The sequence below is a fragment of the Enterococcus sp. DIV1767 genome (assembly GCF_050542585.1).
Lineage (GTDB): Bacteria > Bacillota > Bacilli > Lactobacillales > Enterococcaceae > Enterococcus_D > Enterococcus_D innesii.
Map to the genome: position 1 here is coordinate 130686 of NZ_CP172936.1, position 22099 is coordinate 152784.

Here is a 22099-nt window from a genome sequence, read left to right on the forward strand (position 1 = left end):
AGTACAGGGACATGAAAAAAGTAATGATCGTCGATGATTCGGCATTCATGCGGAAAGTAGTGACAGATTTATTGAATCAGCTGCCTGATATCGAGGTGACCGTCGCTGCCCGCAATGGCAAACAAGCATTGGACTATCTGACCAAAGAAGCGATCGATTTGGTAGTAATGGATGTGGAGATGCCAGTGATGAACGGATTAGAGACCTTGCGGAGGATGAAACAGCAATCAGCCATTCCCGTCATCATGCTTAGTTCATTAACCAATCAAGAAACCACGATTGAGGCTTTGGCGCTTGGCGCCCGAGATTTTGTGGAAAAACCCGTCAGTCTATCGATGATCGAAAAAGAATGGATTGCTGAATTTCATCAAAAGATTTTGGCGATGGATCATGAAGTCGGTACGGTTCACCCGCCAGTACCAACGATTGCCCAGCCCACTAAGCTGACGCAAAACAGCTTGCCGGTATCACTTGATGCGCTAGTCATTGGTGCTTCAACAGGCGGACCGCGTGCCTTGCTGGGGATAATCCGCCGTTTGCCTGCGCGTTTGCGTTGTCCCATTTTGATCGTTCAGCATATGCCGGCGGGCTTCACGGCTTCCTTTGCAAAACGCTTAGACACAGAGACAACCGTCCGAGTACAAGAAGCAGTCGACGGCATGCGGATCGAAAATCAAGTGTATCTTTGTCCAGGGGATTACCACATGACGGTCCAACAAGGGCACCTGCAGCTGGACCAGCGAGAAAAACGGCATGGGACGCGGCCAACCGTCGATTATCTTTTTTCCTCAGCAGCTGACTACTATGGCCCGCAACTAGCGGCAGTGGTTTTGACGGGGATGGGAAAAGACGGCACCGCTGGCTTACGACAGATCCAAGCGGCTGGGGGCTATACGATCGTTCAAGACAAAGAAACGTGTACAGTCTTTGGGATGCCGCGGTATGCCATTGAACAAGGAGTCGTGGATGAAGTCCTGCCATTGCAGGGCATTGAAGCAAAAATTGCACAGATGGTCAGGTGAAGAAGATGGAAGAAGAATTTGCCTTATTTAATGCGTGGGTGGATCGCCGATTAGGGATTCCCTTAGCCGCATACAAAGAAAATCAAATGCAGCGCCGCATCCTTACGATCATGGAAAACAGCGGGGCAAAGACGTTGAGGGAATACCAGCAATTGATCGAAGGCGATGAAGGGGTGCGGGCGGCTTTTTTAGCCCATATCACCATTAACGTAACGGAATTTTATCGCAACAAAGAACTGTTTGACGCCTTTGAACGCGTCTTGAAAACCATTGTTCTCCCGAAAACCACGCTGCCCAAAATCTGGAGTGCCGCATGTTCGATTGGGGCAGAACCCTATACGATCGCGATGCTGCTAGAAAAAAACCAAATTGCCACAGCCAATGTCTTGGCTACCGATATCGATACGCAAATTTTGGCAAAAGCCAAGCAAGGACTCTATCGAGACCACGAATTGCGGAATGTCTCAGCGGCAGAACGTACCCGTTTTTTTGATGCAAAAGAAAAGAACCAGTTTCAGATCAAACCAGAAATCAAACGGCGGGTTCATTTTAAGCAACACGATCTTTTGAAAGACCCGTACAATGGGCCTTTTGATGTGATCGTTTGCCGTAATGTGACAATTTATTTCAAAAGTGATGCTCGGGATGCCGTCTATCAAAAATTCAGCGATGCATTGGTCCCAGGGGGCATTTTGTTTACGGGAGCGACAGAAACGATCAATTTTGCGGAACAATTCGGTCTCAAGAAAATCGATTCGTTTATCTATCAAAAAGTATAATTTTGTAAAGGAGGGACCCATTTGGATGACAATAGTGTCTATCGTACCCTTTTCTTTGAAGAAACAGACGATCATTTAGCGCAGTTGAATGATCATGTCTTGCAATTGGAAAACGATCCACAAGATAGCGCCTTGCTGAATGATATTTTCCGTTCTGCCCATACCCTTAAAGGGATGGCGGCAACGATGGGCTATGACGTCATGACGCAGCTGACCCATAAAATGGAAAATATTTTTGAGTTATTTAAAACTGGGACCTTGCAAGTGACCCAGCAATCGATCTCATTGATTTTCAAATGTCTGGATCGCCTGTCAGAACTTGTGGAGGACTTGCGGGAAGAACGAGACCTGCAGCCAGCTCAAATTGCCGATTTATTGGCCGAACTTGACCAAACGGAACATTCTGGCGGTATATCAACCGAGACAGAAGTAAGCCAAAAACCCACCGCAGTAGGCGCGTTAACCCCACAGCTTCAACAGATCGATCCTTCTGATCTGTATGTGATCGAGCAAGCGGCTGGAGATGGCTATCAAGCGGTCCAAATTGCTGTTCGCTTAGATGCCCAATCCATGTTAAAAGGTGCTCGTGCCTTCTTGATCATGGAAAAGCTTGGCCAAGCAGGGGATGTTCTTTATACAGAACCAGATGCCCAAACACTCGAAGAAGGCACCTTTGAATCAGATTTTTCACTGCTGTATTTGACGCAGCAAACACTGGCTGATGTCGAGCAAAACATCGCCAGCAATAGTGAGATCGAAGCCTTCGTGGTGGCACCGTTTGATCCATCAGCCGCTGTGTTGGAGGAGGCAGAAGAGCTGCTTCAACCAGTGCCGACCCCAGAGTCAGAGACTTCTGCTCTTCAACAAGCGACAACAGAAACGAAAGAAAAATCGCCGGCGCCCGCGCATCATGCGTCCGCCCAAAATCAATCGATCCGAGTCGACTTGAATCGCTTAGATTCATTCTTGGATCTCGTGTCCGAATTGGTGGTCTATCGCAATCAATTGGAAGATGTCAGTGAGCGGGAAAACATCGAAGCAGTCAAAGACCCCTTAGAGCAAGTTTCGCGATTGACCTCTGAGCTGCAAGATTTGGTCTTGCGGATCCGCATGCAGCAAGTCAATGTCGTCTTTAGTCGCTTTCCACGAATGGTTCGGGACTTATCCAATGAACTGCAAAAGGAAATGGAACTTGTCATTTTTGGGGAAGAAACGGAATTGGATAAAACAGTGGTTTCTGAGTTGAGCGAACCTCTGGTCCATCTGTTACGTAATTCTGTCGATCACGGCATCGAAGCACCCGATGTTCGGGAAAAACTGGGCAAACCGCGCAAGGGCACGATTCGCTTGGCGGCCTATCAAGAAGGCAATCGCGTGATCATTACTTTAGAGGATGATGGCAAAGGCCTTGATCCGCAAGTAATCAAAGCAAGTGCTGAAAAGAAAGGCTTAGCAACGGAAGGCCTTTCCGATGAAGCGTTGCAGCAGTTGATTTTCCATCCTGGTTTTTCAACGGCACAAGAAGTGACTAACATTTCTGGGCGCGGTGTCGGGATGGATGCCGTGCAATCCAAGATCACCCAACTAGGGGGTACGATCGAAATGAAGAGCCAGCCAAATAAAGGCACGCAGTTTGTGATCAAATTGCCATTGACTCTGTCGATCATTCAAGCGTTGATGGTTCGCGTCGGAGCAGAAACCTTTGCGATCCCACTAAATCTCGTCGAACGCGTGGTGATGGTCAAAGAAGAAGAGATCATCCAGACGGTCTCAGATGAGGTCTATCGTTTTCAAGAGGAGTTGATTCCCTTGGTTCGGACCGATCAACTCTTAGCGATCGAAGGCGATCCATCTGAGAAAAAATTCGCCATCATCGTCAACAATGACCAGCAGTTTCACGGCATTTTGGCAGATGAGCTGATCGGCCAGCAAGAAATCGTCATCAAGAAAATCGATCCATTGCTGCAAAAGCTGAATCGCTATCAAGGGGCAACGATTATGGGCAACGGCTCGATCGCACTGATCCTAGACATTCATGCCATCTGTCAGGAAAAAAAGGATGACCGCTTATGAGCTATACAGCGCTGCAGATCGATGGCCTAAAAGAACTGATCAATATCGGCGGTGGTCACGCTGCGACTAGTTTATCAAAGCTCGTCCAACAACCGATCGATATGCGGGTACCGGAAGTCGAGATTCTAGCTTATGAGGACCTGTATCAGCAGATCATGGCGGAAGACAAAGAAGTTCATGTGGTGATGAGCCAGATCGAAGGGGCATTTCGAGGGATCTTCTTGTTTGTCTTAACGGATGAATCCGCCGCAAAATTGCGTCAGTTGATGATCCAAGAAAGCGATCCGTCTGAAGAATTGAAGCAATCGGTCATCAACGAGTTGACCAACATCCTTACCAATTCTTTTTTGATCGCGATCGGGCAACTGTTGGAAACCCAACTGAGTGCGTCTTTACCAAGCGCCAGCTATGATTTCTTTGGCGCAGCGATCAGCTCCATCTATTTGGCGATGGCCCAGTATGATGAGCAGGTGATGGTGATCCGTAATGAGTTCGTCTACGCCAAAGAAACATTAGAGGCATCGTTATTTTTGATTCCAGAAATCGGTGTACTAGAAAACATATTTGATTCATTAGGAATTTGAAAGGGGCAAATACAATGTCAAAAAAAGTATTGATTGTTGATGATGCGGTATTTATGCGCATGAAATTAAAGGATATTTTAGAAAAAAACGGCTATGAAGTCGTGGGGGAAGCCCAAAATGGCCAAGAGGCTTTTGAAAAATACCAAGCAACGACACCAGACTTAGTGACCATGGATATCACGATGCCAGAAGTGGATGGCTTAGAGGCATTAAAAATGATCCGCACGTTTGATGCGCAGGCCAAAGTCGTAATGTGCAGTGCCATGGGACAACAAGGAATGGTGATGGATGCGATTCGCGCCGGTGCGGTGGACTTTATCGTGAAGCCCTTTGACACGGACCGCGTAATCACTGCCATCGACAAAGCCTTTGCCTAATGCCTAGGAGGATAGCGACATGCAGATGATTCTTTTCAAAATAGCCCAGCAGTACTATTTGATCTCGGCGGACTCGGTGGACGAGGTCATTGATGCCCCTTCCTTTACGAAGGTGCCATTAGCACCGGAGTGGGTGGAAGGGTTGATCAATCTGCGGGGGTCTGTCGTAACGGTGATTCGTTTGGCAAAATTGATTCCCATCATGGAACCAGCCTACGAAAAAAACATATTGATCATGAAGAAGCAAGAGGAGACCAAAGGGGTCCTCGTAGAAGAAGTAATTGAAGTACTTGATATCACTGAAGACGATATCCAACTGGGCAATCAAGAGACAGAACATGCCGTTGGGGTCGTGACGATCGGTGAAAAAGTAGCCAGTGTGATTCAAATCGATCACATGATTTTTTAAAAAAATGGGGGATTAGTGTGGATCAGGTATTGACGCAGCAAGAGATTGATTTATTGTTGAATGCGATGAGCAGCGGAGAGATCGATCAAGAAATTATTGAGATAGAAGACAAACAAGCCAAAGTGAAAGCCTACGATTTTCGCCGACCAACAAAGCTGTCGAAAGAATACGTCAATACCCTGCACATGATCTTCGAGGATTTCTCGAAGATGAGCAGCAGCATGCTTTCTACCCAACTGCGAACCAATGTTTCTTTGCAGTTGGCAGCTATCGAACAAGTCAGTTATGACGAATTTATCCATTCGATACCAAAATTTACTTTGTTGGGGCTCTTTCATTCTCAGCCTTTGAGCGGGATCCAGATGATCGAGATGAACCCACAACTGTGTATGATGTTGGTGGAGTTGTTGTGCGGCGGCTTGGATGTTTATCAAAACAAGCCGATCGAAATGGATTTTAGCGAGAAAAAAAGTTTTACTGATATTGAAACAGCGATCTTGGAAGAAGTAGTAGCACAATTTGTACGGGTCTACCAAAATGTTTGGAAGGACATCGTTGCCTTGGATTCAGTTTTGGATGGAATCGATACGAATCCGCAATTGATGCAAAACATGTCGCCCAACGAACCCGTCGTATTAGTGACCTTTACTATCAAAATTTTTGAAGTGAAACATTTCATCAATCTATGTATCCCCTATGTCTTTTTTGAAGGGATCATTGATAAATTAAGTTTCCGCAATTGGTTTGATAGCAATCAGCCAGTCAACCAAGACGATAGCCGCGAGTTGCAAAAAAGTTTGAATGGGGTCGGATTGAATCTAGAAGTTCTGCTGGGTCATGCTCAAATGAGTCTTTCAGAGTTTCTCCACTTAGAAGAAGGCGATGTCATCAAACTAGACAAAAAAATTACTGAACCATTAGAGACCTTCATCGATGGAAAACCTTACTTCCGAGCAAAACCTGGGAAGCAAGAGGACCATTTAGCCATTGAATTATTAGACAAGTTAGAAGAGGAGCAAGAACTATGAGTGAACGTTTATCCCAAGCAGAAATCGATGCATTGTTGAATCAAAGTGCCCCAACCCAGCCGCAAGGATTAGAAGAGCAAGTCAAAGTCGACATTATCGGCGAAGTTGGCAATATCTCCATGTCGCAAGCGGCGACGACGTTGTCTTCCATTCTTGATCGTCGGGTCAGCATCACGACTCCCCGGGTGTCTAAAATCAAATTTGGTGAGATCTTAAACGACCTCGTTGCACCAAAAGTAGCGACGACAGTTGAATTTAAAGAAGGCCTTTTAGGCAGTAATTTGATGCTGTTAGAAGTCAAGGATGCCATCGTGATCGCTGATTTAATGATGGGTGGAACCGGTGAAACCAGCAACACTCAATTTACAGAATTAGAGCTAAGTGCTGTGGCCGAAGCCATGAACCAAATGATTGGGACGGCCTCGACTTCGATGGCAACGATGATCAGCCGCAAAGTGGATATCTTACCGCCGATCGTCAAACTATGGGAGACGCCAGAAAACATTGAGTATAGCGGGATCGAGGCAGAGGAAGAGATTTATTGTATCTCATTTTCTTTGCGCGTCGAAGGTTTGATCGAAAGCAAAATCATGCAGATCTTTACGGATCCGGTGGTCAACGATATCGCCAGTGCGATGCTGTCCGATGAAGCGACTGTCGTTACTCGGGAAACACCAACACCGCAGCCAACGGCACCCGTTGCTGCACCTACGCCAGAACCAGCGGCTGCATCAAAGCCCGTAGAAGTCAGCAAACCGGCGTTTCAAACATTGACCTCCAGCGGAGTGAGCGATGGGGATAATTTGGACTTGATCCTTGATGTGCCATTGGATCTAAGTGTCGTGTTAGGCCGCAGCAAAAAAACCATTAAGGACATTTTATCTTTCAATACAGGGTCCGTCATCGAACTGGAAAAACTGACGGATGAACCGCTAGAGATTTTGTTGAACGGCAAACTGATCGCCACTGGGGAAGTCGTGGTCATCAATGAAAACTTCGGTGTGCGGATCACCAACATTCTTTCGCAAAAACAACGCATCCACAATTTGCATTAATTTGAAGAAATCGCAAAAAGTTAAACATATGGGTTTAACTTTTTTGTGATTTGACCGATAGTAGAGGGTAGAAGAATGAGAACGGAGGAGAACCTATGAAAATCGAAAGAGGTTACGCAGAATACAGCGACAAGGCCATCAAACGTGAAGCGGTCAAACAAGAAAAGCCAACTGCTGCTCAGACAGAAAAAACCGTCGATGTTCAATTGTCCGAAACAGCTCAAGCCATTCAAAAGAGTGCCAATCAAATAGCCAGTCGCAGTGAACGAGTGGCAGAATTGAAACGAGCGATCAAAGAAGGCACCTACCAAGTATCTGCCGAAACAATCGCCGATAAAATGCTGCAACAAGATGAAAAGCAGGTCGACTAGATGACAGAACGGGAATTTGAGCGTCAGCTACAGCAGTTCTTGCGGTTGCTGCAAAAAGAAAAGACCTGCTTGATCAAAAATCAAGCAGAAAAATTACCAGAACTCGTCGAGAAAAAAACCGCCTTCGTACCCGTTTTTTCCACGTATGAAGGAACTCTTTCAGTGGCGATCAAAGAACTCATCCGCCAGATCCAAGTGCAGCAAGCCGAGAATCTCCTGCTGACGGAACAAGCCATTAGTTTCCAAACTGTTTTGATGGATGCAGTCAAAGAAAATATCAAGACACCGGCAAATACTTATTCGAAATATCAAGAAAAACAAGCAGTCTCAACAGCGATCATCGATCAAAAAATGTAAGGAGTACTTCTATGACAGGACTATTTGGTTCATTAGGCACCGCAACCCGGGGCATGACCGCCAATCAAGCAGCGTTGCAAACCAGCAGCCACAACATTGCAAATACCAATACAGACGGCTACTCAAGACAACGAGTCAACTTGCAAGCTGAAGCGTCTTACCATCTAGCGGGTGTCGGCAGCATCGGTATGGGTGTGAAAGTCGGCAGTGTCGAACGGATCGTCGATGATTTTGTCATTGGACAAGTACGCAATGCCAATTCTACCTATACATATTATGAACAAAAAGCAGACATATTAGGACAGCTGGAAAGTTTAATGAATGAGCCTTCTGACAACGGACTGTCCAAACAGCTGGCAACGATGTTTGATTCTTGGACCGCATTAGCCAACAATCCTGAACTGGATACGTCTAAGACCCTCGTGCTGGAAAACAGCAGTACGTTTGCCGATACCATCAACCAAATGGGCAAACAAATGACGCAGTTGCAAAGCGATACGCTGGATACCATCGAAAAATCCGCGCTGGACTTCAATGAGAAGGTCAAACAGCTACAATCCTTGAATGAACAGATCTATGGGTTGACGACGAGTGGTGAGACACCCAATGATCTTTTAGATCGTCGAGACAGTCTGTTGAAAGATCTCTCGGGTCTAGCAGGGATCGAAACCAAGACCGATCAATATGGCCGTGGGTTTGTATCCATGAGCGGACAGACGATCTTAAGTGCGGAGGAACGCAATACCCTTAGTGTGGTGGTGGGACAAAGCGACACAGGCGCCTTAGTTTCCAAAGACGGCAACGCCTTGAATCCTGCCGAAACCATCACAGGGTCTTATCCAGCAGGAACCGTCTTGTTGACGAAAACCACCGACAATGGCGACACCGCCTATACAGAATTGCCGATCAAAGAAGGCGCGATCGGGGGCCTGCAAGCATCATCTAGTGAAATCGGCAGCCGCTTGACGGAATTGAACAACTTTACGACGACGATCGCGCAAGCCATGAACATGGTCTTTACCGGCGGCGCTTCTCGTACAAGCGGACTATTTGAGATCGGCCAAGATGATACCGGCACAGCGACGACGATTCGGGTCAGCCAAGCACTGTTAGATAACCCAAGTCTGGTGACCGGCGGAACGAGCAATGCAGCAGGAGATGGTTCAAGAGCTGCTGCAATGGCGAAACTCAGCAGTGCCAAATTGGATTTCCCGTTGTCAGAAAAGACGATCGCTTCTTTTGATTCTGAGACATTGACGTTTGCCAATGCAGCATCTGGCATGAGTGTCAGCAGCTATTTTAACAGCATCGTCACCAAAAACGGGATCTCAAAACAGCAAGCCGACAATACAGTCAGTGCCCAATTGTCGCTGCTGAATCAACTAGAATACAAAAATCAATCGGTGTCTGGGGTTTCATTAAATGAAGAAATGTCAGATGTGATTCGTTTCCAACAAGGATTTCAGGCCAATGCCCGCATATTATCGGTCGTTTCTGAAATGTTAGACACATTGATCAATCGAACAGGAGTGTAGACCATGCGTATTTCCAATTCAATCACCTACAATGATTTTTTACGAAATCTAGGAACCAACGCCTCCAAAGTCCAATCCACGTTGAATCAGCTATCGAGCTTGAAAGAAGTCAGCAAGTCCTCGGATAATCCACTGCTGGTTTCAAAAATCATGGATCTCAATGTGTCGTTAAATCAAAACAAAACTTACAATAATACGATTAAAGACAGTATTTCTTGGACAAAAGCCCAAGATTCTGCTTTAGAAAGCGTCAGTACCTCGATGCTGCGGATTCGCTCATTGGTTCAATCTTCTGCCAATGCGACAGCTGGCAGTGAGGAATTAGGGGCAAATCGTTCAGAGATCGAGCAAGAGATCGAAGGCATCGTTGAATCATTAAACACCAACTTTGATGGCCGCTATCTATTTAGCGGAACGAATACAACGACGGCGCCTTTTGAGATCGTCAAAGAAAATGACGCCATCGTCGGTATCAAATACAATGGCACCAGCGAAGACTTGCCGCGAGAAATCGCAAACGGGGTCTCGGTGGATCTGTTAGCCAGCGGTGATCGACTGATGAACGAGACGGGCACCGCTACGGATCCCCAAAATTTAAGCACCTACTTCAATGATTTATTGTCTGCGTTGCGCAGTGATGATAAAGATGCCTTAGGGGGCGAGCTTTTAACCGCTCATGACCAGCATGCCACTAATGTGGTGAATGTACGGGCGCAGATCGGCACCCTCTACAATCGCTTGGAGGCGGCAGCTGATCGAAATGAGACGGAAAAGCTGAACTTGACCGAAACACTGTCTAACAAACAAGACGTCGATATTGCGGAAAAGTATATGGAATATCAAAATCAAATGACTGCCTACCGTTCAACACTAGCGATGGGAACAAAGATCATGCAGATGTCCATTCTAGATTATTTAAATTAACCCAAAAACTTTTGTTCTTTGCTGAGAGCAAAAGTTTTTTATTTTTTTTAGAAAAAAGGCTTAACCCTGAACGGTTTCTTCCGATAAATAGTAGCAGAGGGAAACCTTAGCGAATAAAAATTAGGAGGAACTACACATGAGAATCAATACAAACGTTTCAGCATTGAATACTTACTCACGCCTAACGGCAGCAAATGCTTCTAAAAGCAATTCTTTGTCTAAATTATCTTCAGGCTTACGCATCAACAAAGCTGGGGACGACGCAGCTGGCTTAGCAATTTCTGAAAAAATGAAAGGCCAAATCGGCGGTTTGTCACAAGCAAAAAGCAATGCACAAGATGGTATTTCATTGATCCAAACAGCAGAAGGTGCATTAAATGAAACCCACAGCATCTTAGGTCGTATGCGTGATCTTGCGGTTCAAAGTTCAAACGGTACGTTAAGTGATGACGACCGCAGTGCGATCAACAAAGAATACACTGCATTGTCTGATGAAATCGACCGTATCAGCAATACCACTGAATTCAATACAAAAAGCTTGTTAACTGGTGAAGGCGATGATGCGAAATCATTCACTTTCCAAATCGGTGCCAACGCAAACCAAACAATGAGCGTTTCAATCAACAACATGAGCTCATCTGCCTTGAAAGTAAAAGGCTTAGATTTAACACAAGCCATTGACACAAGCGATGCTAAAGCTGTTGCTGCAGCAAAAGATAAAGCAGTAGCGACTGCCTTCAAAGCAGATGCTACAACAAAATATGCAGCGGACGGCACAGTTGATGCGGCAGCTGGTAAAACAGTTGCTGAATTACAAACAGCCATCGATACAGCAGCGGATGATACAGCAAAAGCAACAGCTCAAAAAACATACGATGATGCTTTAGCAACATTTACCGCTTCTGATGAAGGCAAAGCAGCAGCGGCAACTGTCAGCGTTGAAAACAACCCAATCACAAAAATCGATGAAGCGATCAAAGCAGTTTCTGCACAACGTGCGGATCTTGGTGCGGCGCAAAACCGTCTAGAACACACAATCAACAACTTAGGTACAACACAAGAAAACCTATCTGAAGCAAACTCACGTATCCGTGACGTTGATATGGCGCAAGAAATGATGAGCTTTACGAAGAGCAACATCCTTTCTCAAGCAGCAACTTCAATGTTGGCACAAGCAAACTCAATGCCTAACAGCGTATTGAGCTTGTTACAAGGATAATTTTTGATCAAGTGAACCACTGACACAAGGACTGCCTAGGGGAAGCGCAGTTCTTGTGTTTTACATAGCAGCACAAAAACGTTTAGAAATGAGGAAGCTCTGATGGATATTCAGCCAATGTCAGGAATACACCCGATCGAAGCCGTTGCGTCGGTCGCTAAAACACGTCCGATCGAATCCCTAGATCAAGAGACCGCTAACCTTCAGCCGCAACAGCAAGAGGGGAAACTGGCGGAGAAAAAGGAACGGACAGTGGCAACCGAACCGCCGATCCACTATTTTTCAGTAGCCGATCAGCACAAGATCGCAGCCTCCGTGGCGGAAGTGAATCAGCGACTACTTGGCAAAGATATGAAATTGGCTTATGAAGTACATGAGCGCACAGGGCGTACGATGGTGCGTTTAGTGGATATGCAGACCAACGAAGTGATCAAAGAGATCCCACCAGCCAACATGCTAGATGTGATTGGAAAAATATGGGATGACATGGGCATCGCGGTCGATCGAAAGGGATGAAAACATGGCAAGTGTAACCAGCAGTTCAGGAATCAGTACAACGCTAGGGAGTTATTCTGGCGTGACTTCAGAAGATATTGAAAAATTATTGGCGGCAGATGCGATCAACAAGACCCGCGCTGAGAATAAAATCACGTCGCTAAAAGCACAAAAAACGGCGTGGAGTGATATCAGCACTCGCTTGTCTAACTTTTTGTCAAAAGTCGATGCATTACAAAAAGATGATGCTTATCAAACGAAAAAAGCGACGACCACCAATAGCAGCATCGCTTCAATTGCAGGAACAACGGAAGCTCCAGAAGGCACCTATGATCTAAAAGTCAACCAACTAGCAACAGCCACGAAGGTGACGGGGAGTCAAGTAGCTCAAAGCAGCAAAACGGCCCTAAATGTCAGTGGTCAGCTGTCATTGACCAGTTCGGAAGTCGATGAAGATGGCAAACCGATCACCGCTTCGATCGAGATCACGGCCGAAGACAGCTTAAAAGATGTGGCAGCCAAGATCAATAGCCAAAGCAAGACGACCTTCGTCGCGGCGAGCATCGTGGATAACCGTTTGATTTTAACGAATACCAAAATGGGCGACAAGAACTTTTTGATCGACGGCAATGCCGCCGAAGGGTTAGGGATCGGTTCAACTGCGACAACGACGCAGGGCCAACCGGCTATTTTTGAGCTAGACGGCATGAAGATCACTCGCGACAGCAACAGTGTGACGGATGTTATCGATGGTGTCACGTTGACGTTAGCGAAAAAAAGCGAGGAGCATGTAACGCTTTCTTTAGCCAATGATACCTCGAAAGTCGTTGATGCAGTGCAAGGATTAGTGGATCAATACAATAGCTTGATGAGTTTTATCGGCGACAATTTGACCGTGGGAGATCCTAGTAGTGAAAACAACAAGACGGGGACCTTGGTGGGAGACAGTGCGTTGACCCGTCTACAGACCCAATTGCGAAATTTGATCACCATTCCAGCCGTCAGCGGCTCAAAGCTGACCGCCAATAAGCTAGGCATCTCCACCGTCGATAATGATGGTACATTGGGATTGGATACGACAAAGTTAAAAGAAGCCTTAGCGGAAGATCCCGCTGCTGTGAAGTCTTTCTTTTATGCAAGTACGAAAACCAAAGAAGCTGATGGCACTGCGAGCACGAAAGAGACTGGCTATACACTAGCCCTAAAAGAATTAGCCAACAGCTATGTCGTCAATACTTCAGCCAATAAAGGGATCATTGCCACCAAATCTGCGACCTATGACAGTACCATCAAGGATTTAAACAAACAGATCACACGGTTTGATGATATTTTAACAATGAAAAAAGAACGTTACATCACAATGTTCACCAAATTAGACTCCGTGATGATGGAGGCTGAAAATCAGCTGAGCTACCTAAGCAATCAGTTTGCCAATACGTCAAACTAGGCAGGATAGCCGATTAAAGCAGTCATTTTTTTCATTCGCATAAGAAACCCTCGTCAACATGAAAGGAAACAACCTATGGAGCCACACGTATCATTAGATGAACGTTTGAATCAGATCTTAACTGGTTTTGCCCAATGGCGCGGCGACAGCGAAGAAGCCAGTCGTTTGATGGCAGCCAATGCAGCGGTCATAGCAGCCATGCAAGCAGAAGAACAGAGCCATAGTCCACAAACCAGTGTATTGGCGCAACAAGTGATCCAAGCGTATCAAGCGTTCTTAGACCAGGTCAAAGCCCAGCAGCAAGAGATCAAACAAGAATTGGGGCGTTTGAACCGCAAAAACAATCTTGTCAAAACGTATTTGCAGCAAGAAGACAGTGCCGCCTTCGTCGAATTTGATTTATAGTGAGGAAAAAAAGATGAATTATCAAAAAATGCAAAACAACTATTTGCAGAACCAAGTAATGAGTGCCTCCCCCAACAAACTGATTGAAATGCTGTTGCAAGCAGCGATCAAAAATATCAAATTAGCAGTGATCGCATTGGAAAAAGAAGAGTTGAGCCAAGCTCATCAGCAATTTGTCAAGGCGCAGAATATTTTATTGGAATTACGGGTCTCTTTAGACCGTGAGCAAGGCGGCGCTATCGCTGAAGATCTCGATCAGCTGTATGGCTATATGTACGATCAGCTAGTCAGTGCCAATGTCCAAAAAGAGGCAGCCCCTGCAGAGACGGTCGTCCCGCTTTTAAGCGAACTACTGGAAAGCTGGCAAACGATCACCCAATAAATTTGAGAAAAAGCAAAGAAACGACCACCTAAAACCTAGAAAAGTTTAGTAATTGGTTAAATTTTTACCATGTATCCCTTTTCACTAAGCTTTCTTTTTCCCCTCCTCGTCCCTATCTGGTACTCTTTTTATGAGCGTACCGAAAAGGTGCAAGGAGGTTTTTTTTTGAAACAAAAAATAGTACAAAAGCCGCTTTTCTGGCAAGTGGTGATTCTGATTACAATGAGTGGTGTTTTTTTATTACCGCAGATTTTAGGCCAAGGCATGATTTTGGGCTCTGATGTGGTCTTTCACTTCAATCGTTTTTATGAGACTAGCCAGCAGATCAAAGAGGGCAATTTTCAATATTTTCTTTCTATCTACGGGTTTCAGCAATCTGCTCGTATCGTCAATGCATTATATGGTCCCTTTTTTGCCTATTTCCAAGGACTGCTGGTCTTGCTGAGTCCTTCGTGGTTTTCTTACCAACTGCTCGCCAATTGGCTGCTCTATCTGCTAGCAGGGTTTTCGATGTTTGGCTTATTAAAGAAATTACGAGTCAATGGCTGGCTGTCAGTGGGGATGAGCATCCTGTTTATGGCGACCTATTCTGTCCAGTATTGGATTGAGCGGCAGGGCTTTTCTGCTTGGGGGGCGGCTGTGCTTCCGCTGTGCCTGATTCCTCTGATCGCACTAGGGGAACATAAACGGTTACGGCCTTTTGCGGTAGGGGTTTCCGTGGCGGTCTTATTTCAAATCCATGTGTTTTCAAGCATCTTGTTAGTGTTCTTATACGTGCCCTTTTTCTTACGCGCCTTTTTTGTTGGGACTTCTGGCGAAGAAAAACGACAATTGGTGCTGCGCTTAGCAGGAGCGATCGGGATCTTCTTGCTACTGACCGCCAATATTTGGTTAGGGATGTTGGATCTTTATACGAGTAACACGTTGATCGCGCCTTTTGTGAATCGCAACATGCAGAACAATACCATTACTGGAACCAGCAGCTATTGGTGGACGACTCCGTATCTGCTGCCCATCTTATGTGCTTTGTTCTTTTGCGGTGCGATCCGTGTCTGGCCGCGTCTATCTGGCGGCTTCAAATTAATGACGGCAGCTGCAGCAGTCTTTTTCGTTTTATCATCGAACGCTATTCCTTGGCAATGGCTAGGTAGTCTGGACAACGGTGTGATCAATTTACTGCAATTTCCTTTTCGGTTCTTTGTTCCGGCCACGATTTTGATTTTAGTCGGTTTGTGCTTGCTGGTTCCTTATTATCGGGGCAAGCCATTGGCAAATCCGCGTTGGTTCGTCCTCGTTTTAGTCTTGAGTGTTGGTCAAATCCTGATCCAAAACACGGTCAAAATGCAGGACTGGCACTCCGATGAAGCGGCGGTTTCACTGCGAAACCACACCTATCTGTCGGCGGAATCTGAAGCGCAATTGAAGGAAGCCTATTTTAGTAAAGACAAGTCCTTAGCATTAGCGCTGTATCAACGTTCTACCCCAGATTATCTGCCCCTCTATCAAGAGACCAAGAAGAACAAGTACAATTTGTACGGGGAAGAAATCATTGAAAAAAATGATACCGTGGCAAAAACCGTGGAAAACGGGAAACTTACTTTACGTTGGCAAGGTGATCAAGAGGCGTGGAAGGCGTTACCGATCATCAATTACCGATATACTGAATTGACCCTCAATCAGCAGCCACTAACTGAGAAAGATGTCTCTTTGAGTGCTATTGGTGCTGTTTCTGTCCAACAGCAAGCAGGGGAGAATGTCTTAGTCGTTGATTACGACGCACCTTGGTTTTTCGACGGAGCTTTATGGCTGACGATCATTTCTTGGCTCGCTTTGCTCATCGGCTTTATCAGCTGGAAAACCAGACAGCTGTATCGTCGTCGTAAGGTCGTACAAGCTTTATTGAAAGAATCTGAATAAAATGAATCAAAAAAGAACTTCAGCGAGAGGGCTGAAGTTCTTTTTTTGTTGATCAGCAACAGTGTACCTATTTTTTTCCGAGAGAAATAATAATCGTTGCGTGCGCAACGATTATTCCTTATAATAGATAAGACACTTTGAAGAACCAAGAAAGGCAGGAGTGCTCATGGAAGCCATTATCCGCTCAATCAATCATATTGCCCGTCTCGCCACCCTTTATCGGGAAAAAGAACTGAAAAAATTTGGTTTAGGTGGGATGCATCATACCTATATCTTAAACATTTGCCGCCAACCGGGGATCAGTCAAGAAGCCTTAGCCAAGAAGATTTTTGTGAATAAAAGCAATGTTGCCCGTCAACTAGCGATCCTAGAAGAACGAGGATTTATCACTAGAACCAGCAGTCCCACCGACAAACGACAATTACTGGTTTATCCAACCGAAAAAGCACTTGTCGTCCAACCAAAGATCCAACAGCTGCTTCAAAGCTGGAATGAACAAGTCGTAGCAGGTTTTTCTGCTGCCCAACAGCAGCAGTTGATCGCCGATCTGGAAATCGTCAAAGAAAATTCCCAGCGGCTTTTAGCGAAAGATGAGGCGATGGAATGAATCTTTTGACTCAATATTTAAAACCCTATATCGGACGCATTTCCCTTGGCGTCAGCATCAAATTCTTCGGGTCATTGATGGACTTGCTATTGCCTTGGATTTTGGCGTATATCATCGATTCTGTGATTCCCACGAAGCAAGTATCTGCGATTTTTGCTTGGGGTGGGGCGATGGTGGTCTGCTCCATCATCGCAGTTGTCACCAATATCATCGCCAATCGGATGGCCTCTAGTGTTGCTCGCGATACCACCGGTAGTATACGCCATGACTTATTTGAAAAAGTTTCCTATCTGTCGATTCCGCAAGTCGAAGAAGTCGGGATTCCTTCCTTGGTGTCTCGCTTGACGACAGACACTTACAACATCCATCAAACGGTAGGGATGATCCAACGGATGGGGATTCGTGCCCCGATTCTGTTATTAGGGGGAATCATGATCACTGCTACATTAGATCCCGTTTTGACACTGGTCTTAGTAGGCGTCTTGCCCTTCACTTTAGTGGCAGCAGTCACCATCTCGAAACGGGGGATCCCCTTGTTTGCTTCATTACAAAAGCAAGTGGATGTGTTAGTGCGAACTGTTCGTGAAAATGTGACTGGGGCTCGGGTGATCAAGGCCTTGTCCAAAGCAGATTACGAGAAAAAACGCTTTGACCACGTCAATCAAGACGTAGTAGCTGCGGAAACCACTGCTAATCGAACGATGGCTGCGACACCACCCCTGATGGACCTCTTTTTGAATATCGGGTTGACATTGGTGATCGTTGTCAGTGCCTTTCGCGTCAATCAAGGGTTGACCCAACCAGGGGTCATCATCGCTTTTTTGACCTATTTTACGATCATTTTGAATGCCATGCTCAGCATCACTCGCATCTTTGTAATCGTGTCGAAGGGGCTGGCTTCTGCCGATCGGATCCAATCTGTCTTGCGCCTGCCGCAAAATATGCAAGTCATTGAGGCGCCTGTCAAAGAAGAGCCGGCGCATATCGTTTTTGAAAAAGTTTCCTTCACCTATCCTAATGGCACTCGGGTGCTGAAAGACATCGATTTTTCCTTGCAGCCGGGAGAAACCTTAGGGATCATCGGGGCGACTGGTAGTGGAAAATCAACAATCGTCAAACTACTGCTGCGGCTCTATGACCCAACGAAGGGTATGATCCGCATCGCTGGTCGCGACATTCGCTCCATCGATCCGACGGAGTTGCATCAGTTATTCGGTGTCGTCTTACAAAAAGACGTGCTTTTTGCGGAAACGATCGAAGAAAATATCGCTTTTGGCCGGCGGTTTTCCAAAGAGCAGATCGAAGAAGCGGCGGCTCGCGCCCAAGCCAAGGAGTTTATCAATCAACTGCCCAAGCGCTTAGCTCATCCACTGCATGCTAAAGGCAGCAATTTAAGCGGCGGTCAAAAGCAGCGGGTCTTGTTATCGCGGGCATTGGCGGGGGATCCGGAAATTTTGATTTTGGATGATTCTGCTAGTGCGCTGGATTATCGGACTGACGCTCAGTTGCGCAAGGTCCTGAAACAGCAGTTTCAACAGACGACGACGGTCTTGATCGCGCAGCGGATCAGCTCGATCCAGCATGCCGACAAAATTTTGGTACTGGAAAACGGTCAAATGAACGGCTTTGGCAGTCACCAAGAATTACTAGCAGAAAATGCGATCTACCAAGCCATTTATCAAGGTCAGACAGGAGGTGCCGACGATGCCGAAGAAAAAAACGGAAAAACCCAAGGATAGCAAGAAAACACTCCGGCGTTTGTGGGGCTATCTCTACGAGTACAAAGGTCTCCTGCTGGCAGCCGCTGTATTGATGATGGCCAGCAACATTTTCGCCTTGGTGGGACCGTTGCTTTCAGGGTACGCCATTGATGCCATTCAACCGGGTCCCGGCAAGGTCATTTTTGAACGAGTCTTCTTTTATTGTGGGCTGATGCTGCTGTTTTATCTTGCGTCTTCCCTTCTTAGTTATCTGATTTCGCTCATGATGATCCGCTTGAGTCAGCGGGTGGTGGCAGCGATGCGCAAGGCGATTTTTGATAAAATCACCGAACTGCCGGTGGGGTATTTTGACCGAGTCGCCACTGGGGATATCATCAGCCGCATCAGTTATGACGTCGATACCATCAATACGTCATTGGCCAGCGATGCCATTCAAGTCCTCAGCAGTCTTGTGACGATCATTGGTTCGTTTGTGATGATGGTTTTGATTTCGCCGCTGCTGGTGCTGATTTTTGTCGTAACGGTTCCCGCTTCGATCTTTTTGACCCGCTTTTTGATGAGCAAATTTCAACCATTGTTTCGCCGTCGTTCCCGCAAATTAGGCGAACTGAACGGTTTTGTGGAAGAGATTATTTCTGGTCAGCAAACGATCAAGCTGTATAACCAAGAAGAAGCGATCATCAGCCGTTTTGACGAAAAAAACCAAGAAGCGGTGGATGCCTATTACAATGCCGAGTACTACGGTAGTATGACTGGTCCTTCCATCAACTTTATCAACAATCTGTCGTTGTCCTTGATCAGTATGTTTGGCGCCTTGCTGTTTTTGTTCGGTCATCTGACACTCGGAAATGTTTCTTCCTTTGTTCTTTACTCCAGAAAATTCTCAGGACCAATCAATGAGTTAGCCAACATCTTCAGTGATTTGCAATCGGCGTTGGCGGCGGCAGAACGGATCTTCCGTTTGCTGGATGAAGAACCGGAAGTTTCTGATGTTCCTGGAGCCTACGAATACCACGAGGTGTCTGGTGATGTCGCCTTTGACCATGTGACCTTCGGCTATCAAGCACAGCAGCCCATCATCAAAGATCTTTCGCTACAAGTACCAGCTGGCAGCTTGGTCGCGATCGTCGGACCGACCGGAGCCGGGAAAACCACCATCGTGAACCTCTTGATGCGGTTTTATGACCCTGACCAAGGAGCGATTCGGTTAGACGGTAAAAATATCCGCCAAGCGACACGCCGCAGCTTACGGCAAAGCTATGCGATGGTGCTGCAAGATACCTGGTTGTTCACGGGAACGGTTTTCGACAATTTGGCCTACGGCAAGGCGAATGCGACGTTGGCAGAAGTCCAAGCTGCTGCACAAGCCGCCCATATCCATGACTTTATTATGAGCCTGCCAAAAGGCTATGATACTTTGATTTCAGAAGACGGAACCGGTATTTCACAAGGACAAAAACAACTGTTGACGATTGCACGAGCGATGCTGTTGGATGCCGATCTATTGATTCTTGATGAAGCCACATCGAATGTCGATACGCAAACAGAGCTGCTGATCCAAGCAGCGATGACCAAATTGATGAAAGGCAAAACCTCCTTTGTGATCGCCCATCGCTTGTCCACGATTCGACATGCCGACACGATCCTCGTGGTGGAACAGGGCAATATCGTAGAGCAAGGGACCCACGAAGAGTTAGTAGCTAAAGAGGGGCGTTATGCCGCACTCTATCAGGCACAATTTGACGCATGATCCATAGCTAGCCTGCATCCTTGCAAGGAGAACGCCACTGCTTGCAAGGATGTTTTTTGCGTGCCATCGGCTTTCTTGGCATAGGTACAAAATCTTCTTATGACAAATCAGGCAATTATCGGTATACTTAAGAAAGGGGTATCATCAAACAGAAAGAAGGGAAACAATTGGATCATAAACAACTAAAAGAATTCCCCAATGATTTTTTATGGGGTTCAGCATCAGCAGCCTATCAAGTAGAAGGCGCATGGCAAGAAGACGGCAAAGGCGCTTCGGTTTGGGACGATTTTGTCCGCATTCCAGGAAAAACCTTTAAAGCAACGAACGGAGATGTCGCAGTCGACCATTACCACCGCTTCAAAGAAGATGTTGCCTTGATGAAAGAACAAGGATTGAAAACCTATCGTTTTTCTATTGCTTGGACACGGATTTTTCCAGAAGGACGAGGAGAAGTCAATCAAGCAGGGTTAGACTTTTATTTAGCATTGATCGATGAACTGATAAAAGCAGGGATCGAACCGATGGTGACCTTGTACCATTGGGATCTGCCACGAGCTTTGCAAGAAGAATACGGTGGCTGGGAATCTCGCAAAATCATTGAAGATTTCACCAACTATGCGGCCGTATTGTTTGAAGCCTTTCGCGGCAAAGTCCACTATTGGGTCAGCTTGAATGAACAAAATATCTTTACTTCTTTAGGCTATCTTTTAGCTGCCCATCCACCAGGAGTGACCGATCCTAAACGGATGTATGAAGTCAATCATATCGCTAACTTGGCGAATGCTTCGGTGATCAACAAGTTCCATGAGATGAAAATCCCAGGGAAAATCGGACCAAGTTTCGCCTACTCACCAAACTACCCAATCAACAGCGACCCGAAAAATATTTTGGCAGCTGAAAACGCGGAAGACTTGATGGCGCATTATTGGTTAGACGTCTATCTATGGGGCGAATACCCGATTGCTGCAATGAAATACTTGAAAGAGCAAGGGATCGCTCCTACGATCGAACCAGGAGATATGGACTTGCTGCGTTCAGCAAAACCAGATTTCTTAGGGATCAACTATTACCAAACAGCAACAAATGCCTACAATCCATTAGATGGTGTCGGTGCGGGGAAAATGAACACCACTGGGAAAAAAGGCAGCTCCGAAGAAACCGGGACACCAGGAATGTTCAAAAAAGCTGAAAATCCATTTGTGGAACGGACGAATTGGGATTGGGAGATCGATCCTCAAGGGCTGCGGATCGCTTTACGCCGAATCACTAGCCGTTATCGGGTGCCTGTGATCATTACGGAAAACGGACTTGGTGAATACGACAAATTAACCGACGATCATCAAATCCATGACCAATACCGCATCGATTATTTAGCAGAGCATGTCCATGCCATCAAAGAAGCGATCAGCGACGGCGCGGAAGTTCTTGGCTATTGCACCTGGTCCTTCACTGATTTGCTAAGCTGGTTAAACGGCTACCAAAAACGCTATGGCTTTGTCTATGTCGACCAAGATGAAACGCAAGAAGGATCTTTGGCACGCTACAAGAAAGACAGCTTCTACTGGTACCAAGAGCTGATCAAAACCAACGGGCAAGAGTGCTAGCCTTCTAAAACCAATACCTGAATAAGCGAAACGACCCC

22 protein-coding genes are annotated in these 22099 nt (G+C 46.1%); all 22 read left to right on the forward strand.

The annotated features are described in order from the left end of the window. Positions 1–11: 11 nt before the first annotated feature. A complete protein-coding gene (locus IGI78_RS00620; protein WP_016609024.1) occupies positions 12–1022 on the forward strand; it encodes a protein-glutamate methylesterase/protein-glutamine glutaminase in 1011 nt (336 codons plus the stop codon). Between the two features lie 5 nt (positions 1023–1027). Further along, positions 1028–1801, forward strand: a complete 774-nt coding sequence (locus IGI78_RS00625; RefSeq protein WP_195265580.1) for a CheR family methyltransferase — start codon at positions 1028–1030, stop codon at positions 1799–1801. A gap of 21 nt (positions 1802–1822) precedes the next feature. Then, positions 1823–3874, forward strand: a complete 2052-nt coding sequence (locus IGI78_RS00630; protein WP_195265578.1) for a chemotaxis protein CheA — start codon at positions 1823–1825, stop codon at positions 3872–3874. Then, positions 3871–4458 carry a chemotaxis protein CheC gene (locus IGI78_RS00635; RefSeq protein ID WP_005226634.1) on the forward strand — a complete coding sequence of 196 codons (588 nt, stop codon included), beginning with the start codon at positions 3871–3873 and terminating at the stop codon, positions 4456–4458. The genes IGI78_RS00630 and IGI78_RS00635 overlap by 4 nt, the downstream gene beginning before the upstream one ends. 14 nt (positions 4459–4472) lie before the next feature. Continuing rightward, positions 4473–4835, forward strand: coding sequence for a response regulator (locus IGI78_RS00640; RefSeq protein WP_003129084.1), 363 nt, complete (start codon positions 4473–4475; stop codon positions 4833–4835). 19 nt (positions 4836–4854) lie between these two features. Further along, positions 4855–5244, forward strand: a complete 390-nt coding sequence (locus IGI78_RS00645) for a chemotaxis protein CheW (RefSeq protein WP_430618192.1) — start codon at positions 4855–4857, stop codon at positions 5242–5244. Between the two features lie 17 nt (positions 5245–5261). Next, complete coding sequence (gene fliM, locus IGI78_RS00650; RefSeq protein WP_008376586.1) at positions 5262–6272, forward strand: flagellar motor switch protein FliM; 1011 nt, start codon at positions 5262–5264, stop codon at positions 6270–6272. Next, on the forward strand, positions 6269–7327 hold the full coding sequence (fliY, locus tag IGI78_RS00655; protein WP_086293583.1) for a flagellar motor switch phosphatase FliY: 1059 nt from the start codon (positions 6269–6271) through the stop codon (positions 7325–7327). The genes fliM and fliY overlap by 4 nt, the downstream gene beginning before the upstream one ends. A gap of 95 nt (positions 7328–7422) precedes the next feature. Beyond that, positions 7423–7698 carry a flagellar biosynthesis anti-sigma factor FlgM gene (gene flgM / locus IGI78_RS00660; protein ID WP_086293585.1) on the forward strand — a complete coding sequence of 92 codons (276 nt, stop codon included), beginning with the start codon at positions 7423–7425 and terminating at the stop codon, positions 7696–7698. Then, a complete protein-coding gene (locus IGI78_RS00665; protein WP_016609029.1) occupies positions 7699–8055 on the forward strand; it encodes a hypothetical protein in 357 nt (118 codons plus the stop codon). It begins immediately after the preceding gene. An 11-nt stretch (positions 8056–8066) separates the two neighbouring features. After that, a complete protein-coding gene (gene flgK, locus IGI78_RS00670) occupies positions 8067–9590 on the forward strand; it encodes a flagellar hook-associated protein FlgK (RefSeq protein WP_016619540.1) in 1524 nt (507 codons plus the stop codon). A 3-nt stretch (positions 9591–9593) separates the two neighbouring features. Next, a complete protein-coding gene (gene flgL, locus IGI78_RS00675) occupies positions 9594–10514 on the forward strand; it encodes a flagellar hook-associated protein FlgL (RefSeq protein ID WP_016619541.1) in 921 nt (306 codons plus the stop codon). 136 nt (positions 10515–10650) lie between these two features. Continuing rightward, positions 10651–11733: a flagellin gene (locus IGI78_RS00680; protein ID WP_005226642.1), complete on the forward strand. Its 1083-nt coding sequence runs from the start codon at positions 10651–10653 to the stop codon at positions 11731–11733. Positions 11734–11835: 102 nt separating this feature from the next. Next, positions 11836–12249, forward strand: coding sequence for a flagellar protein FlaG (locus tag IGI78_RS00685; RefSeq protein WP_077453101.1), 414 nt, complete (start codon positions 11836–11838; stop codon positions 12247–12249). Positions 12250–12253: 4 nt separating this feature from the next. Continuing rightward, positions 12254–13675 (forward strand): flagellar filament capping protein FliD, encoded by a 1422-nt coding sequence (gene fliD / locus IGI78_RS00690; RefSeq protein WP_195265687.1) that lies wholly within the window; start codon positions 12254–12256, stop codon positions 13673–13675. Positions 13676–13750: 75 nt separating this feature from the next. Further along, positions 13751–14080, forward strand: coding sequence for a hypothetical protein (locus IGI78_RS00695; protein WP_195265576.1), 330 nt, complete (start codon positions 13751–13753; stop codon positions 14078–14080). A gap of 13 nt (positions 14081–14093) precedes the next feature. After that, positions 14094–14462 carry a flagellar export chaperone FliS gene (gene fliS, locus IGI78_RS00700; protein WP_008376567.1) on the forward strand — a complete coding sequence of 123 codons (369 nt, stop codon included), beginning with the start codon at positions 14094–14096 and terminating at the stop codon, positions 14460–14462. A 165-nt stretch (positions 14463–14627) separates the two neighbouring features. Then, positions 14628–16379, forward strand: coding sequence for a hypothetical protein (locus IGI78_RS00705; RefSeq protein ID WP_288362208.1), 1752 nt, complete (start codon positions 14628–14630; stop codon positions 16377–16379). Between the two features lie 166 nt (positions 16380–16545). Next, positions 16546–16986: a MarR family winged helix-turn-helix transcriptional regulator gene (locus IGI78_RS00710; RefSeq protein WP_195265572.1), complete on the forward strand. Its 441-nt coding sequence runs from the start codon at positions 16546–16548 to the stop codon at positions 16984–16986. After that, complete coding sequence (locus IGI78_RS00715) at positions 16983–18725, forward strand: ABC transporter ATP-binding protein (protein ID WP_288362207.1); 1743 nt, start codon at positions 16983–16985, stop codon at positions 18723–18725. Before IGI78_RS00710 ends, IGI78_RS00715 begins: the two co-directional genes overlap by 4 nt. After that, entirely contained in the window at positions 18691–20457 is a 1767-nt protein-coding gene (locus IGI78_RS00720; protein ID WP_195265568.1) for an ABC transporter ATP-binding protein, read from the forward strand. Before IGI78_RS00715 ends, IGI78_RS00720 begins: the two co-directional genes overlap by 35 nt. A 167-nt stretch (positions 20458–20624) precedes the next feature. Beyond that, positions 20625–22061 (forward strand): glycoside hydrolase family 1 protein, encoded by a 1437-nt coding sequence (locus IGI78_RS00725; RefSeq protein ID WP_195265566.1) that lies wholly within the window; start codon positions 20625–20627, stop codon positions 22059–22061. Positions 22062–22099: the final 38 nt, after the last annotated feature.

Excerpts from the sequence above, each read along its gene's own strand:
- IGI78_RS00620 (WP_016609024.1), top strand. The coding sequence starts at position 12 with ATGAAAAAAGTAATGATCGTCGATGATTCGGCATTCATGCGGAAAGTA.
- IGI78_RS00625 (WP_195265580.1), top strand. The coding sequence starts at position 1,028 with ATGGAAGAAGAATTTGCCTTATTTAATGCGTGGGTGGATCGCCGATTA.
- IGI78_RS00635 (WP_005226634.1), top strand. The coding sequence starts at position 3,871 with ATGAGCTATACAGCGCTGCAGATCGATGGCCTAAAAGAACTGATCAAT.
- IGI78_RS00640 (WP_003129084.1), top strand. The coding sequence starts at position 4,473 with ATGTCAAAAAAAGTATTGATTGTTGATGATGCGGTATTTATGCGCATG.
- IGI78_RS00645 (WP_430618192.1), top strand. The coding sequence starts at position 4,855 with ATGCAGATGATTCTTTTCAAAATAGCCCAGCAGTACTATTTGATCTCG.
- fliY (WP_086293583.1), top strand. The coding sequence starts at position 6,269 with ATGAGTGAACGTTTATCCCAAGCAGAAATCGATGCATTGTTGAATCAA.
- flgM (WP_086293585.1), top strand. The coding sequence starts at position 7,423 with ATGAAAATCGAAAGAGGTTACGCAGAATACAGCGACAAGGCCATCAAA.
- IGI78_RS00665 (WP_016609029.1), top strand. The coding sequence starts at position 7,699 with ATGACAGAACGGGAATTTGAGCGTCAGCTACAGCAGTTCTTGCGGTTG.
- flgK (WP_016619540.1), top strand. The coding sequence starts at position 8,067 with ATGACAGGACTATTTGGTTCATTAGGCACCGCAACCCGGGGCATGACC.
- flgL (WP_016619541.1), top strand. The coding sequence starts at position 9,594 with ATGCGTATTTCCAATTCAATCACCTACAATGATTTTTTACGAAATCTA.
- IGI78_RS00680 (WP_005226642.1), top strand. The coding sequence starts at position 10,651 with ATGAGAATCAATACAAACGTTTCAGCATTGAATACTTACTCACGCCTA.
- IGI78_RS00685 (WP_077453101.1), top strand. The coding sequence starts at position 11,836 with ATGGATATTCAGCCAATGTCAGGAATACACCCGATCGAAGCCGTTGCG.
- fliD (WP_195265687.1), top strand. The coding sequence starts at position 12,254 with ATGGCAAGTGTAACCAGCAGTTCAGGAATCAGTACAACGCTAGGGAGT.
- IGI78_RS00695 (WP_195265576.1), top strand. The coding sequence starts at position 13,751 with ATGGAGCCACACGTATCATTAGATGAACGTTTGAATCAGATCTTAACT.
- fliS (WP_008376567.1), top strand. The coding sequence starts at position 14,094 with ATGAATTATCAAAAAATGCAAAACAACTATTTGCAGAACCAAGTAATG.
- IGI78_RS00710 (WP_195265572.1), top strand. The coding sequence starts at position 16,546 with ATGGAAGCCATTATCCGCTCAATCAATCATATTGCCCGTCTCGCCACC.
- IGI78_RS00715 (WP_288362207.1), top strand. The coding sequence starts at position 16,983 with ATGAATCTTTTGACTCAATATTTAAAACCCTATATCGGACGCATTTCC.
- IGI78_RS00720 (WP_195265568.1), top strand. The coding sequence starts at position 18,691 with ATGCCGAAGAAAAAAACGGAAAAACCCAAGGATAGCAAGAAAACACTC.